A 14252-nucleotide genomic window follows, 5' to 3' on the forward strand; every position below is an offset into this window, starting at 1 on the left:
AGCGGCGATCGCCCCCTAGGACGTGTTAGGAACTTCGGAAAGTGTCTGTCGCCACACCTGATCGAGCACGGCGCAGGCGTGGTGCGCGGCGTCCCCAAGGACCCGGTGGATGACCTCACCACCGGCGGTCACCAGCCGAGTGGCGCCTGGCGCGGGCGGGCTCTCGACACCGAACGCGTACACCGCATCGAGGACCCGCGCGGGCGCCAGATCGGCGGCATGCAGGTCTTCCACGAGCACGGGTATGCCGTCGCGCGCCACCCGCGTCCGGCTCACCAGCTGCCCGGGCCATTCGCCGTGCCGCCCGAGCACGATCGTCTCGCGTAGCAGCGCCGCGGCGCTCGGCGCCAGGTCGAGGATCAGATCGCGTTCGACGCACGAGCCCTGCGCCGAGACCCAGGGAAGCGCCTCGTGCAGCAGACATCCGTCGGCAGCGATATCCACCTCGAACCGCCAGCGCGCTTGCCCGCCGCGCATGTCGTGCGCGATCGTCCCGGCAATGTCCTGGAGGTGCAGCTGCACACCCTCCCCAACATGAACACGGAAGACCACATCGTCACCGGCCAGCAGCAATGCGCGCTCCGGCACCACCGCAACCCGCACGCGCGCGCCATCGCAGGACTGCGTGAGCACTCGCAGCGCGCCTCCACCGGCGCGGACCTGCGCCCCGCGAGGGCCGAGGGTCACGTCGAGTTCGGTGGTCTCGGTCGCGAGCGTCATCGACTCAGTGCGTATGCCCGTGTCGCCCACCGGCGTGCGCATGCTCGGGTTCGCCGGGGCCGTGGCTGTGCGGTGCCATCGGACCCGGATCTGCCGGCTCAAGCCGTCCCTGAATGTATGCCGCGTGCTGGTCGAGCACCCACCCGCGCAGCTCGGCAACGGCTCGGAAGTCGTTGCGGGACAAGGCGATCACTGGGCCGCCCTGTCGAGCGGCGAGGGCATCGGCATACATCATCGGCACATCGACACCGACGTGCGGTCCCAGATCGGTCTTGTTGACCACCAAAAGATCCGCCCGCTCGATGCCCGGGCCACCCTTGCGTGCGACATCACCACCGCCGGCGACATCGATGAGGAAGATCTGGACGTCGACCAGGGCCGGCGAGAAGGTCGCGGTGAGGTTGTCGCCGCCGGACTCGACGAGGATCACATCGAGCGGCCCGTGCTGAGCCTCGAGGCGTTCACAGGCCATGGCGTTGGCCGTGATGTCGTCGCGGATGGCCGTATGCGGACACGCCCCCGTCTCGACAGCGAGGACGCGAGCAGGATCCAGCACTCCGGCGGCGCGGATCATCCGCGCATCCTCATCGGTATAGATGTCGTTCGTGACGACCCCGATGGCGATGTCGTGGGCGAGCTCTCGACAGATCATCATGATCAAGGAGCTCTTGCCGGTGCCGACGGGGCCGGCGATCCCCAGGCGCATGGCGCGACGCGTTGGGGCGCAGTGGTTTTCAGGCACGGAAGAGTCTCCTCATCGTGGTGGTGTGGGCTTCGGCGTAGCTCTCCAGGTGCGGCGCCGACCGGGCCGGGATCTGGTCGGGGGTGACAATGTCGGCGCTCGCCGAGACGACCGACGCGATGGCAGGGAAGGCCGCAAGGGTCCACCCCACCACCTCGAGGGGGTCACCGGGTCGCAGCTTGAGAGCGGCCGAGGTGATGGTCTGCACCGCGTCATAGGCGACGACTCGTGCGATGTCAGCGGCGTCGATGCCCGTGGCGGCCGCGATGGCGCCGAGGACGAGCGCACCGGGCGGGTTGGCCGGGAGGGGGACAAGCTGCCAGATCCGCGAGGCCAGGCGCACCAGGGCAGCCCCGACGATCTCGGCGTCGGCTCGCAAGGCCGCACTCGGCGTGCGAGCGCGCCACGCGTCCAGCACCGGCTCAAGGGGCAGCCCCGCGAGCGCGTGTCGACGGGCCACGACGGCAGTTCCGGCGTCGGTTCGCACGACAGTGCGCAGGTGCAGGTTGATGAAACTGGGGATGTCGTCGACGCCGGCAGCAAGCGCGGGCTCCAGAGATCCCGAGCGCGTATGACCGCCGATCGGCAGCCGCGCGTCGGCGAGGAGCAGGGCGGTGAGGGCGCCGTGCTCGGGCTGAATCTGCGGCTCCCACGCGAGCTTCACGGGCGACTCACTCATCAGAAGAGCGAATAGAGCTGTCCGAGAGGAACTCTCGAAACAGGCGCGGGATCGACGAGTTCACCGTCGATGCTGATGGCGAAGGTCTCGGGGTCGACGACGATTGCGGGAAGCGCGTCATTGTTGATCATCTGTGCCTTGCCGATGGCGCGGGTGTCGGTCACGGGGAGCAGCTCTCGACGCAGCCCGAGCCGGTCCGCCAGACCGGCCTCCAGGGCGGCCGGCGCGACAAAGGAGACGCTGTGGTCGGCCCCATCCTGCTCGACGAGGGTCGGGCGCATCAGCACCGGCTGCGGGGTCGGGATCGAGGCGTTGGGGTCGCCGAGCGCGGCATACACCAACGCCCCACCCTTGAGCACCACGGACGGACGGATGCCGAAGAAGCGTGGCTCCCACAACACCAGGTCCGCGAGCTTGCCGGGCTCCACCGAGCCGATCTGGGAGTCGACGCCATGCGCGATCGCCGGATTGATCGTGTACTTCGCGACATACCGGCGGGCCCGCTCGTTGTCCGCGGGCAGGTTCTCTCCAAGCCGGCCGAAGCGATCCTTCATCGCGTGCGCGACCTGCCAGGTCCGGCAGATGACTTCGCCGATGCGCCCCATCGCTTGCGCGTCGGAGGAGGTGATCGAGAGGGCACCGAGATCGTGCAGCAGGTCCTCCGCGGCGATGGTTGTGCCTCGGATCCGGGACTCGGCGAAGGCCAGGTCCTCCGGGACTCGCGGGTTCAGGTGATGGCAGACCATCAGCATGTCGAGATGCTCGGCAATGGTGTTGACCGTGTGCGGCAGCGTCGGATTCGTCGACCCGGGGATGATGTGCGGCTCACCGGCGATCGTGATGATGTCGGGTGCGTGGCCGCCACCGGCACCCTCGGTGTGGAAGGCGTGGATCGAGCGGCCCCCGATTGCCGCCACCGTGGACGCGACATAGCCAGCCTCGTTGAGCGAGTCGGAATGCAGCGTCACCTGCAGCCCCCACTCCTGCGCGGCCCGCAGGGCGGCGTCGATCGCCGCCGGCGTCGAGCCCCAATCTTCGTGCACCTTGTATGCCGCGGCGCCCCCGAGCGCTTGTTCGGCCAGACCGGCCGCGCTCACCGTATTGCCCTTGCCCATCAGCAGCACGTTGACCGGGAGTGGATCGAGGGCGCGGTGCACTGCACTCAAATGCCAGGCGCCGGGGGTGACGGTGGTGGCCTTGGAACCCTCCGAGGGGCCTGTTCCACCGCCGCCGATCGTCGTGATTCCGGTGGCCAGCGCCTCATGGATCTGGGAGCGCGACAACAGGTGGACGTGGGTGTCGAAGGCGCCGGCCGTGAGGATTTTTCCCTCTCCCGCAATGACATCCGTGGAGGGACCGATGATGAGTGCGGGATGGACACCATCGGCGATGTCGGGATTGCCGGAGCGGCCGAGGGCGACGATGCGTCCGTCACGGATGCCGACATCCGCGCGGACGATGCCCCAATGGTCCAAGACGATGGCATTGGTGATGACGGTGTCCAGGGCACCGTCATCGCGGGAACGGGTGGACTGGGCCATCGATTCGCGGATCGACTTGCCGCCACCGAAGATGGCTTCCTCCCCTCCGACTGTGTGATCGGCCTCGATCTCGATCCACAGATTGGTGTCGCCGAGCCGGACTTGGTCGCCGACAGTGGGGCCATACAGCGCGGCGTACGCTTCCCGGCTGATCCACGCCATCAGCGCGCCCCGCCGATCTGGATGCCCGGCACTCGGCGTTGCCCGCGCAAGGCGACGATGTCGACCTCCCGGGAGACGCCTGGCTCGAATCGCTGCGATGTGCCGGACGGGATATCGAGTCGATGGCCCTGACAGGCGGCTCGGTCGAAGTCCAAGGCGGGATTGACGCTCGGAAGGTGGATATGGGAACCAATCTGGACGGGGCGATCTCCGGTGTTGACGATGACGATGCGCCGTCGCTCCTGGGGCGTGCGATCGGCATTGATCTCGATCTGGCCGGGGACGATGCGAAGGGCACCGGGCCCGGGGCCGGGCATGCTGGTCATGGAAATCCTCAGGTGATCGGCTGGTGGAGAGTGACGAGCTTGCGCCCGTCCGGGAAGGTCGCTTCGACCTGAACGTCGAGGAGCATCGCCGGAACGTCCGCCATCACCTGCTCGGCGGTGAGCACCTGCCGGCCGGCGTCCATCAACTCCGCCACGGAGGCGCCCTCGCGAGCGCGTTCGATGACCCAGGTGCTCAGCAGCGCCACGGATTCGGGATAGTTGAGCAGCACGCCCCGGGCCAACCGGTCGCGCGCCACCATCCCCGCGGTGGCCAGCAACAATTTCTCGACGTCGCCGGGTGTCAGATGCATCTCAGACCGCCATCATCGAGCGCACCCTCGACCCGGCGTCGTTGCCGCCCTCACCGCTGCCCGTGATCCGGCCCGACTCCAGAACGTAGAAGTGCTCCGCCGCGCGCAGGGCGAACCCGACATGTTGCTCGACGAGCAACACCCCGAGCTCCCCGGTCGAGTTCAACTCGAGAATGGTCCGCTCGATCTCGGCGACCACATTGGGCGCGATGCCCTCTGTTGGCTCGTCGAGGATGAGCAGCTTGGGTTTGGTCAGCAGGGCGCGGCCGATGGCGAGTTGCTGTCGCTGCCCGCCCGAAAGCAGCCCGGCGCGCCGGTCGAGGACGGCACGCAGTGCCGGGAAGAGATCGAGGATCTGATCGATCGCCGCCGCGTTTTTGGGCGCGACGAGCTGCAAGTTCTCGCGGGTGGTCATGGTGGGGAAGCTCAGCTGCCCTTGCGGGACATATCCGAGGCCGCGCCGGACCCGCTCGCTGGGCCGGGTTCCGGTGACATCCTCGCCATCGATCACGATCGAGCCAGACGTTATGGGCAGCAGCCCCATCGCCACCCGCAAGAGGGTGGTCTTACCCGCCCCGTTGAGACCCATGACCGCAACCGCGCGGCCGGTGGGCACCGTGATCGAGACATCGTGAAGGACCCGCGTTCGGCCGTATCCCGCTGTCACAGAGCGTAGTTCAAGCATTCGAGACTCCTTCGGCGTGGTCGCCCAGATAGACGCGTTGCACCTCGGGATTGGCGCGGATCTGCTCCATCGAGCCGGACGCGAGTACCCGGCCGGCATGCAGGACCGTGACCACATCGGCATAGCGCCGCACGAATTCCATGTCGTGCTCCACGACGACGATCGTGCGCTCGCGACCGATCCGGTGCAGCAATTCGCCGGTCGCGTCCCGCTCCTGCGCGCTCATGCCGGCGACCGGTTCGTCGAGCAAGAGGACGCGGGCATCCTGGACCAGCAGCATCCCGATCTCCAGCCACTGCTTCTGACCGTGGCTCAGCACTCCGGCGGGTCGATCCAGCAGATGGCTCAGCCCGACGGCCTCCGCCGCCTCGGCGACGGCATCCGGTATGCCGTTCCGGGCCCGCCACAACGACCGCCGGCGACGGTGCCGCAGCCCGGCGATGTCGAGATTCTGTAGAACGGTCAGGTCGTTGAAGACCGTGGCGGTCTGGAAGGTGCGACCAACCCCGAGCCGCGCGATCGCGTGCGACGAACGACCCAGGAGGTCCTCGCCGTCGAAGGTCGCGACGCCTTGACCGCGAGCGAGTCCGGTAAGCGCATCGATGACCGTGGTCTTGCCGGCCCCATTCGGGCCGACGAGAAAGTGCACCTGCCCCTGCAACAAGGTCAGGACGACGCCGTCCACGGCGACAAAGTCCCCGAAGGAGACCCGAAGGTCGCGCACCTCCAAGTAGTCGTCCGTGCGCATCGGCTCGGCCGTCATATCGCCGCCACCTCCCCTGCCTCGGCGTGGACGCGGCGCAAGCGCCGGCCACCCACCGCCTCGCGCGCCTTAGCGAGGACGCTGGACAGGCCACCGGGCAGGAGAAGCAGGACAACAACGAAGAGCGCACCCTGGAAGTACGTCCACGAGCCGGCGAAGCGTTCGGAGAGGGTGGACTCGGCATACCCAACCGCGATAGCCCCGAGGGCCGGCCCGAAGAGCGAGGCGCGCCCGCCGAGCGCGACCCCGGCGATGAGGCCGATCGAGGCGACAACGCCGACATCGTCCGGCGAGATGATGCCGACGATCGGGACGTAGAGGGCACCGCCGACGGCCGCGAGGACGGCCGCGACGACATACGCCAGGAGCTTGGGGAATGCCGGGTCTTGCCCGAGGAACCGGACGCGCTCCTCGGCATCGCGGGTGGCGATGAGCAACTCACCGAAGCGCGAGCGCTGCAGGTGCGCAACGAGCGCCAGGCTGAGCAGGAGCACACCCGCCGCGATGAGATAGAGCATCTGCTTGTTCGCCGGGTCATAGAGCGAGTAGCCGAAGAAGCCGCGGAAATTGTTCAGGCCGTTAAAGCCCCCCGTGGTCTTGACCTGCCCGATGAGCAGCAGCGCGAACGCCGCCGTGAGGGCCTGCGAAAGGATCGCGAAGTAGGCCCCCTTGATCCGACGCTTGAAGATGGCCAGGCCCAGGATCGTGGCGAGCAGGCCCGGCACCAGCACGATGGCCGCCAGCGTCACGAGGGGCGACCGGAAGGGTTCCCACCAAAGCGGCATGTGCCCATCGGCATACAGCAGCATGAAGTCGGGTATGCCGTTCGGGCCGGCGTCGGCGAGCTTGAGGTGCATGGCCATCGCATAACCGCCAAGGCCGAAGTACATGCCCTGGCCCAGGACGAGCATGCCGCCTCGCCCCCAGGCCAGGCCGATGCCGACCGCGGCGATCGCATAACAGAGGTACTTCGCCAACAAGCCGAGCCGGAATGGCGAGAGCGCGAGCGGCGCGATGACCAGCAGGGCAACGGCCAGCACTGCCAGGCCGATCCACGGGCCGGCCTTGGCGAACCGCGTCGGTTCTGCGAAAGACGTTCTCGGAGAAGTCATGCCAGGCTCCTAGTCGTCGTGGTGAAGATGCCCTGGGGGCGAATCTGCAAGAAGGCGACGATCGTCAGCAGCATGAGGACCTGCGCCATGGACCCCGAAGTCCAGGACTCCAGGAAGCTGCGACCGATGCCGATGCCCAGGGCCGCGAGGATCGTTCCTTTGAGTTGCCCGATGCCGCCGACGACGACCACGAGGAAGGCCTCCACGATGTAGGAGGTGCCCACCGTGGGACCCGTCGATCCGAGCAGGGTCAAGGCGACCCCCGCGACCCCGGCGAGACCGGAGCCGATGAAGAAGGTGGTCCGGTCGGTGCGCCGCGTCGAGATCCCGAGGGACTCCGCGAGGTCGCGGTTGGCGACAGTGGCGCGAATGCGGCGACCCAGATCGGTCAGTCGAAGCATCGCGAACAAGCCGGCCACGCAGAGCGCGGACAGCGCGATGATGAACAGCCGTGTCACCGGAAAGCCGTAGCCCAAGATCGGCACGGTCCCCGACAACCAGGTTGGCGTCGACACCTCCTTCGCCGGCGCGCCGAAGATATCCCTGGCCAGCTGTTGCAGGATCAGGCCGACACCGAAGGTGACGAGGAGAGTGTCCAGGGGACGGTCATACATCCAGCGCAGGATGGTGGCCTCCAAGGCGATGCCCAGGAGTCCGCCGATCAGGAAGCCGACGACCAGCGCAACGGGAAGGCTGAGCGCACTGCCCCGCAGGATTGAGGCGGTGACAAAAGCGGTGTAGGAACCGGCCATCAGGAACTCCCCGTGCGCCATATTGATCACGCCCATCTGACCGAAGGTCAAGGTGAGGCCGATCGCGACGAGGAGCAGGACCGATGCCGAGGAGAGACCCGTAAAGACTTGGGCGACAACGGTTTCCATAGCTCAGCCGGTCGCGCCCTTCCACCACGGGTAGCCCTTGAGGAAGGGATCGGGTTCGATGGGACCCTTCGACGACCACACCGTGTAGATCAGGCCGTCGTCGTGGATCTGGCCGATGAGGGCGGTCTTGGCGATGTGGTGGTTCTCGCCGTTGACGGTGACCTTGCCCTCGGGTGCGTCGAAGCTGACACCGCCGGCGGCGGCCTGGACGTCGGCGACCTTGAAGGACTTCGCCTTCTCGACCATGCCCTTCCACAGATAGAGGCTGGTGTATGCCGCTTCCATCGGGTCCGAGGTCACGGCCTTCGCGCCATTGGCCTTCTTGAAGTCCGCGACGAACTTCTTGTTCACGGGGGTGTCGATGGTCTCGTAGTAGTTCCACGCGGTGTACTGCCCGACGAGGTTGTCGACGCCGACGCCCGGCACCTCCTCCTCGGCGATCGAGACCGAGACGACCGGCATCGAGTCGGCGGTCAGGCCCTTGCCCTTGTATTCCTTGAAGAAGGCGACATTGGAGTCGCCATTGAGAGTGTTGAAGACGGCGTCCGCGCCGGCTGCCTTGACCTTGTCGACGACGGACCCGAAGTTGGTCGAGCCGAGCGGTTGGTATTCCTCTCCGAGCACCTTGATGCCGTTGGCGGCGGCATACTGCTTGATGATCGCGTTGGCGGTGCGCGGGAAGACGTAGTCCGAGCCGACGAGGAAGATCGAGGTGATCTTCTTCTCGTTCTTGAGCCACTCCAGGGCGGGAACGATCTGCTGGTTGGTCGTGGCGCCGGTGTAGAAGATGTTCTTGGATGCCTCAAGGCCCTCGTATTGCACGGGATAGAACAGCAAGGCGTTGTTGCCTTCGAAGACCGGCAGCATCGCCTTGCGAGAGCTCGACGTCCAGCCCCCGAAAACCGCTGCGACACAGTCCTTCTGGATGAGCTTGGTGGCCTTCTCGGCAAAGACGGAGGGCTCGGAGGCACCGTCCTCGGAGACGATCGAGAGCTTCTTGCCGAGGACCCCGCCGGCGGCGTTGATCTCGTTGGCCGCCATGGTTAGCGACGTGAAAACTGTTGTTTCGCTGATGGCCATCGTGCCGGACAGCGAGTTGAGGAAGCCGATCTTGATGCTGTCGCCGGACGTGTCGACACAGGAGGTCGCGCCGGCTGCCGAGGTTCCACCGGTGCTGGTGCCGTCGGTCTTGGCGCCGCACGCGGCGGTGGCGAGAGCCATCGCGAGGACGGCGCTGGCGGCCAGAGTGCGGCGGGTGATGAATTGCGTCACGAGGCAAATCCCTTCGAATTCATGCCAGGGGCGAGGAGATTCGGTCGCGAGGCCACGCTGCCTCGGCATCCCGATCTGCGGGATGCTCCCGAATGGACGGGATTCTTGGGGCGGCCTGTTTCGCCGGTGTTTCGGGTGGCGACGGTGATTGTTTCTCTCCATCGCCGATGCGCGGCCGCCTTGGGGAACTTTGCTGTTGCCCCCGCGACAGCAAAGTTCCCCACCGTCGCGCTACGCCCTAGCGGCTAGCCTCGAGAGCATCACCGTCACGAACAAAGGGGCTGGCATGCCGCACGGAGATATCACCCACATCGACATTCCGGTCGCCGACCAGGAACGGGCCAAGGCGTTCTATTCGACCCTGTTCGGTTGGCAGATCGCGGCGCCGCCGGGGTTCGAGGACTACCCGATGTGGCAGGCGCCGAACAAAATCAGCGGCGGCGGGCTGGCGCCTCGCAGCGACGGCTTCACCCAGCCCCGGTCCTATGTCGAGGTCGACTCGATCGACGACACACTCCGCCTGGTCAAGGCCCACGGCGGCACGGTGGCGATAGAGAAGTCCCCGATCAGCGACACCAGTTGGTGGGCCATCTTCACCGACCCGGACGGCAACACGATCGGTCTGTATGAGGGCACGACCGACTCCGGGGCAGAGGGCTGACCGGCTCGGGCGGCATACGACCTGCTCGGGTGGGCACCGGAGGAGGCCGAGGACTCGGGCGTATGGCGCTGGGCGGCTTCCTGCTCTTCGCCGGGATCGCGCACCTGACCTTTGCCCGGGAGGCCTTTCGGGGGCCATCCGACAAAGAGCGCTGCGTCTGTCGGGAGACGTCGTCATCGATGTCCACAGTCCTGCGGTCCGTGCGTCGGCTGGCTCACGACCCTGTCCGCGGCTTCGCCCATTGTTTCGGGTCCGGTCACCACTGCCTTCGGCGGCCGCACGAGCCAACCCTTCCCCTTTGCACTGGGGTCCGGCGTGTCATGCGTCCGCGATCAGCGGTGGCGACGCCGCCGCACCGTTGGACAACGCCGCCGCGTTCCCCCTACCCACGTCGAGTCGAGGGGCCAGCGGTGTGCGCTGGACTCAGTTGTTGGCAAGGTTTCGGTGGGACTCGAGGTAGCGCAGGACGGCGAGGACGCGGCGGTGCTCGTTGGTGGTGGTCTCGCCGAGGCCGAGCTTGTGGAGGATGCGGCTGACGTGGGTCTCTACGGTGCGGTCGGTGAGGACGAGGCGTGCGGCGATGCCGGAGTTGGTCAGGCCCTCGGCCATGAGGGCGAGGACCTCACGCTCGCGGGTCGTCAAGGGGGTGAGGGCTGTGCTGCCGCCGACCATGAGGCGGGCGACCACCTCGGGGTCGAGGGCGGACCCACCCGTGGCGACCCGTTCGAGGGCGGCCGTGAAGTCGCCGACGTCGAGCACGCGGTCCTTGAGGAGGTAGCCGAAGTGGCCTGCGGCGACGAGGTCGACGGACAGGCGTGACTCGACGTGCTGGGACAGGAGCAGGACGCCGGTGTCCGGGAGCTCGGTGCGGATGTGCGCCGCGAGCCGGGCGCCGTCGTCGGCGTGGTCCGGTGGCATCCGGATGTCGAGGACGGCGATGTCCGGACGGTGCTCGAGGACAGCCGCCAGCGTCGACGGTGCGTCGGGGGTGTCGGCGACGACGTCGTGCCCGACCTCGGTGAGCAGGGACCGCAGCCCGGCCCGGAAGAGGGCCGAGTCCTCGCCGATCACGATCCGCACGGGATCACCGCGACGAGGGAGGTGCCCGCGGGCTGGCGGTCGGTGACGCTGAGACGTCCGCCGAGGGCGCGGACACGGTCATGCAGCATGGCCAGCCCCGTCCCTCCCGCGATCCGGGCTCCGCCGGCACCGTCGTCGTGCACGGCGACGTGGAGCCCGTTGTCGGTGCGCCACACATCGAGGGCGACGCGCCGGGCGCCGGAGTGCTTGACGGCGTTGGTGACGCCCTCGCTGGCGACGTAGTAAGCGGTGACGCTGACGTGGTCGGGGAGGTCGCCGCCGCTGTACGACACGTGCAGCGGCAGCGCGCTGGACCGGCTGAGGCTCTCGAGGGCGGGGCCGAGCCCGTCGTCGAGGCAGCTGGGCCGCAGGCCGTGGGCGATCTCGCGCAGCTCGCGGACGGCGAGCGCGAGCTCCTCCACGGCGTCGTCGACGAGCGGGTCGATGGCGACGGTCCCACCCGCGGCGACCTGGTGCTGGGCGACGCGCAGCCGCATCCCCAGGGACACGAGCCGTTGTTGGGCCCCGTCGTGCAGGTCCATCTCGAGCCGGCGCCGCTCCTCGTACCCGGCCCGCAGGAGGCGCTCGCGGCTCGCGTCGACCTCGACGAGGGCCTGCGACAGCTCGCCGCGCAGGCGGACCGACTCCGCGAGCAACGCGGCCTCGCGCGCGACGTCGGCCGGGACCCGGGAGTGCCCCGGTCCGGCGACGATGACGCCGATGTCGCTGCCGGAGAGCCGGATCGGCGTACCGTCGCCCAGCACCGGGAGCCCGTCGACGCCCACCGGCGTCGGGTGGCCGGGTTGCCGGTACCCGACGCGCAACCCGGGATCACGCAGCGCCTCCTGCAGCACGGGCTCGAGCCGCTCCGGTTGTGCCGTGCCCGCGTGCACCTCGCTGACGAGCGCCCGCAGGGCGTCGACCCCGCGGGCCCGGCGGGGGTGGAGGCGGGCGCCCAGGACGCGCAGGAGCAGGGCGCGAGCGGGGAGCAGCAGGACGACGACGACCACGGTGGCCAGCACCGCGGGGACGGTGGACGCGGCTCCGAGGGCCAGGGCCAGGGCGGCGGACAGGCCGGCGTGCGCGGCGACGACCCCGAAGGCGAGGAGGGGGTAGACGGTCGCGGCGACGACGGCCCGGTCGACGTCGTACAGCTCGTGCCGGAGCATCGCGACGAGCGTCGCGGCCGGGATGGCCACGTTCATCGCGATGAGGCCGCCGAGGGCCACCACGGGGGTGCCGGTGAGCAGGTAGCCCGCCCAGCACAACAGGATCGTCGCGGGGACGGTGAGACAGGTCAGGAACATCCAGCGCAGGCGGGCCCGGGCGACCTCGTCGGTCGCGGCGCGGTAGCGGCGCCTCGTCGCGAGGGCGGCCATGACGAGGGAGCCGTAGAACACGAGCAGGGCCGGGATCGAGCCGTTCCCGACCCAGTGCTCCCCGAACGGGCGGGGCCAGTCCTGAAGCGGGGGCATGAGCGGCCCCGGGGCGACGGCGAGCAGGAGGTTGAACGCGACGACCGACCCGAGCAGCGCGAAGACCGTCCGGCGAGCTCGCCGGTCGGCCGGGCGACCGTCGGGGAAGAGCAGCAGCACCATCGCGAAGGGGACGAACCAACCCATCCAGACGCCCTGGGTCAGGTTGAGCAGGACGGCGCTCGCCGGGAGGTCGCTGGGTGCCGCGGCCAACGCGTCGGCCCAGTTGCCGTGCGCCATCTGGAGCAGGATGTTCGTCCCCGCGGCCGTCAGCCACGTGCCCACCCAGTTGGCCGGGTCGTGCCGGGTCGCCAGCCAGCCCGCGGCGAAGGGGACGAGGGAGGCCAGGACGGTGCCGCCGACGATCCAGGTCCCGGCCGGCTCGGCGAGGTCGCGCACCGCGACCACCGTCAGGGCGAGGAGCGCGACGGAGACCCCCCACAGCAGGAAGGTCGTCCGTCTCGCCCAAGGCATGGCTCAGGCTAGGGCGGCGGTCCGCGCCGTGTCATCCGTGCTGGTACCGACACCAGGTCGCGTACCTGCCCCGACGCGCCCACCCCGGCCCGACGGTGACGGTGGAGTCCTCATCCGCACACCGTCAGGAGCACGATCGTGACCACCACCGACCACCTCACGCAGAGCGCGACGACCGACGCTCGCGACACCCGCGACCTGCGCCGCACCTGGCGCCGGGTCGCCGCCCTCGCCCTCATCGCCGGCCCGCTCGGCGTCACCGTCATCCGGCTCGTCATGCCCTACTGGACCGACGATGCCCCCGCCCAGATGGTCGCCGGCTTCGCGGCCCACCCCGGCCGGGGTGCGGCGATGAACTGGCTCTCGTTCGTCGTCACCCCGTTCCTGTTGCTCAGCGCCTTGGCCATGGGCTACGTCGCCCGCCGCCGCGCACCGGTCATCGCGACCTGGGGCGCCGCGGTCCTGTTCGGCGCCTACGCCCTCGGCAGCGCCGTCAGCGCACCGGATATCCTCGTCACCGCGCTCCTCGGGCGCGGTGACGGCGAAGCATCCGTGGCCGGGACCGCGCAGCTCCTCATGGACACCCCGGTCATGCTCGCCGGCGCACTGTCGTTCGTCCTCGGACACCTCGTCGGGATGGTGCTCGTCGCCATCGCCGTCGTCCGGGCGCGCATCGTGCCGCTGTGGGTCGGGCTCGTCATCGCCGTGGCCCAACCGGTTCACGTGGTCTCGGCCGTCGTCGTCCCCAGCCGGATGCTCGACGTCGTCCTCGGCTGGGGCGCCACGACCCTCGGCTACGCCCTCGTCGCCCGCGCCGTCCTGCGGACCCCGGACGACGAGTGGGACCTGCCGCCCGTCCCGCGGTGACCGCCCGGCGGTCAGGCGCCCAGACCTGAGGGGGACGGCGGGTCACGACCTCGTCGTCCACCCTCTCGCCGGTCGGGGCGAACCCCAGCGAACCGTACAGCCGTGCCGCGGCGGTGTTCTCGTCCTCGTAGAACAGGGCGAAACCGGCCGTCGACCCGTGGTCCGACAACCGGTCGAGGGCGGCGAGCACCGCCGCCCGGCCCCGGCCGCGGCCCTGGTGGGTCGCGTCGATGATGACGCCGCCCAGCCAGCAGCTGTCGTCGTCCTCGCCGAGGACGCCGCAGCGCCGCGCTCACCGAGCGGTGCCAAACAGAGCGAGCTCGTTGGGGCGAGCACGTGTCGTTCGAGACAGTGGGCAGTTGTGATCCGGGTCGGATCGCGCGAACTCTTCGTCGCCACCACGGGCTCTGGTCCGGCCCTCGTTCTCCTCCACGGCGGCGGCCCGGGCGCCAGTGGCGTCGCCAACTGAACGCGCAATATCGCGCCGCTCGCCGAGCACTT

Annotated in this window: 16 protein-coding genes; 2 read left to right on the forward strand and 14 right to left on the reverse strand. The window is 68.9% G+C overall.

The annotated features are described in order from the left end of the window. Positions 1-15: 15 nt before the first annotated feature. From ABD225_RS11745 to urtA, 11 genes are read right to left on the reverse strand one after another with little or no spacing between them, the layout of a single operon-like run. Positions 16-762, reverse strand: coding sequence for an urease accessory protein UreD (locus ABD225_RS11745; RefSeq protein WP_344085335.1), 747 nt, complete (start codon positions 760-762; stop codon positions 16-18). Continuing rightward, positions 725-1462: an urease accessory protein UreG gene (ureG, locus tag ABD225_RS11750; RefSeq protein WP_425564403.1), complete on the reverse strand. Its 738-nt coding sequence runs from the start codon at positions 1460-1462 to the stop codon at positions 725-727. Before ureG ends, ABD225_RS11745 begins: the two co-directional genes overlap by 38 nt. Next, positions 1455-2141, reverse strand: a complete 687-nt coding sequence (locus ABD225_RS11755; protein WP_344085338.1) for an urease accessory protein UreF — start codon at positions 2139-2141, stop codon at positions 1455-1457. The genes ureG and ABD225_RS11755 overlap by 8 nt, the downstream gene beginning before the upstream one ends. Next, positions 2141-3844 (reverse strand): urease subunit alpha, encoded by a 1704-nt coding sequence (locus tag ABD225_RS11760; protein ID WP_344085341.1) that lies wholly within the window; start codon positions 3842-3844, stop codon positions 2141-2143. Before ABD225_RS11760 ends, ABD225_RS11755 begins: the two co-directional genes overlap by 1 nt. After that, positions 3844-4170: an urease subunit beta gene (gene ureB / locus ABD225_RS11765; protein ID WP_344085344.1), complete on the reverse strand. Its 327-nt coding sequence runs from the start codon at positions 4168-4170 to the stop codon at positions 3844-3846. Before ureB ends, ABD225_RS11760 begins: the two co-directional genes overlap by 1 nt. An 8-nt stretch (positions 4171-4178) precedes the next feature. After that, the gene (locus ABD225_RS11770) at positions 4179-4481 is read right to left on the reverse strand and encodes an urease subunit gamma (RefSeq protein WP_048546298.1); all 303 of its coding nucleotides are present in this window, start codon (positions 4479-4481) and stop codon (positions 4179-4181) included. 1 nt (position 4482) lies between these two features. Next, complete coding sequence (locus tag ABD225_RS11775; RefSeq protein ID WP_344085348.1) at positions 4483-5166, reverse strand: ATP-binding cassette domain-containing protein; 684 nt, start codon at positions 5164-5166, stop codon at positions 4483-4485. Beyond that, positions 5159-5929: an ATP-binding cassette domain-containing protein gene (locus ABD225_RS11780; RefSeq protein WP_344085351.1), complete on the reverse strand. Its 771-nt coding sequence runs from the start codon at positions 5927-5929 to the stop codon at positions 5159-5161. The genes ABD225_RS11775 and ABD225_RS11780 overlap by 8 nt, the downstream gene beginning before the upstream one ends. Next, positions 5926-7041 carry an urea ABC transporter permease subunit UrtC gene (gene urtC, locus ABD225_RS11785; RefSeq protein WP_344085354.1) on the reverse strand — a complete coding sequence of 372 codons (1116 nt, stop codon included), beginning with the start codon at positions 7039-7041 and terminating at the stop codon, positions 5926-5928. Before urtC ends, ABD225_RS11780 begins: the two co-directional genes overlap by 4 nt. Next, on the reverse strand, positions 7038-7922 hold the full coding sequence (gene urtB, locus ABD225_RS11790; protein ID WP_344085357.1) for an urea ABC transporter permease subunit UrtB: 885 nt from the start codon (positions 7920-7922) through the stop codon (positions 7038-7040). The genes urtC and urtB overlap by 4 nt, the downstream gene beginning before the upstream one ends. Positions 7923-7925: 3 nt before the next feature. After that, complete coding sequence (gene urtA / locus ABD225_RS11795; protein ID WP_344085360.1) at positions 7926-9194, reverse strand: urea ABC transporter substrate-binding protein; 1269 nt, start codon at positions 9192-9194, stop codon at positions 7926-7928. 286 nt (positions 9195-9480) lie between these two features. Here urtA and ABD225_RS11800 point away from each other — a divergent pair, with 286 nt between their 5' ends. Then, positions 9481-9855: a VOC family protein gene (locus tag ABD225_RS11800; RefSeq protein WP_344085363.1), complete on the forward strand. Its 375-nt coding sequence runs from the start codon at positions 9481-9483 to the stop codon at positions 9853-9855. A gap of 423 nt (positions 9856-10278) precedes the next feature. Here ABD225_RS11800 and ABD225_RS11805 read toward each other — a convergent pair whose 3' ends face one another. The 3 genes from ABD225_RS11805 to ABD225_RS18715 all read right to left on the reverse strand — a co-directional run bounded on the left by ABD225_RS11805 (position 10279) and on the right by ABD225_RS18715 (position 13998). Further along, on the reverse strand, positions 10279-10935 hold the full coding sequence (locus ABD225_RS11805; protein ID WP_344085366.1) for a response regulator: 657 nt from the start codon (positions 10933-10935) through the stop codon (positions 10279-10281). Beyond that, positions 10923-12884 (reverse strand): sensor histidine kinase, encoded by a 1962-nt coding sequence (locus ABD225_RS11810; RefSeq protein WP_344085369.1) that lies wholly within the window; start codon positions 12882-12884, stop codon positions 10923-10925. The genes ABD225_RS11805 and ABD225_RS11810 overlap by 13 nt, the downstream gene beginning before the upstream one ends. 697 nt (positions 12885-13581) lie before the next feature. Next, entirely contained in the window at positions 13582-13998 is a 417-nt protein-coding gene (locus ABD225_RS18715) for a GNAT family N-acetyltransferase (protein ID WP_425564406.1), read from the reverse strand. Here ABD225_RS18715 and ABD225_RS11820 point away from each other — a divergent pair. Beyond that, the gene (locus ABD225_RS11820) at positions 13909-14220 is read left to right on the forward strand and encodes a hypothetical protein (RefSeq protein WP_344085375.1); all 312 of its coding nucleotides are present in this window, start codon (positions 13909-13911) and stop codon (positions 14218-14220) included. The genes ABD225_RS18715 and ABD225_RS11820 overlap by 90 nt on opposite strands. The last annotated feature ends 32 nt before the right edge of the window (positions 14221-14252 follow it).

It is taken from the genome of Nostocoides veronense (genome assembly GCF_039531185.1).
GTDB lineage: Bacteria > Actinomycetota > Actinomycetes > Actinomycetales > Dermatophilaceae > Nostocoides_A > Nostocoides_A veronense.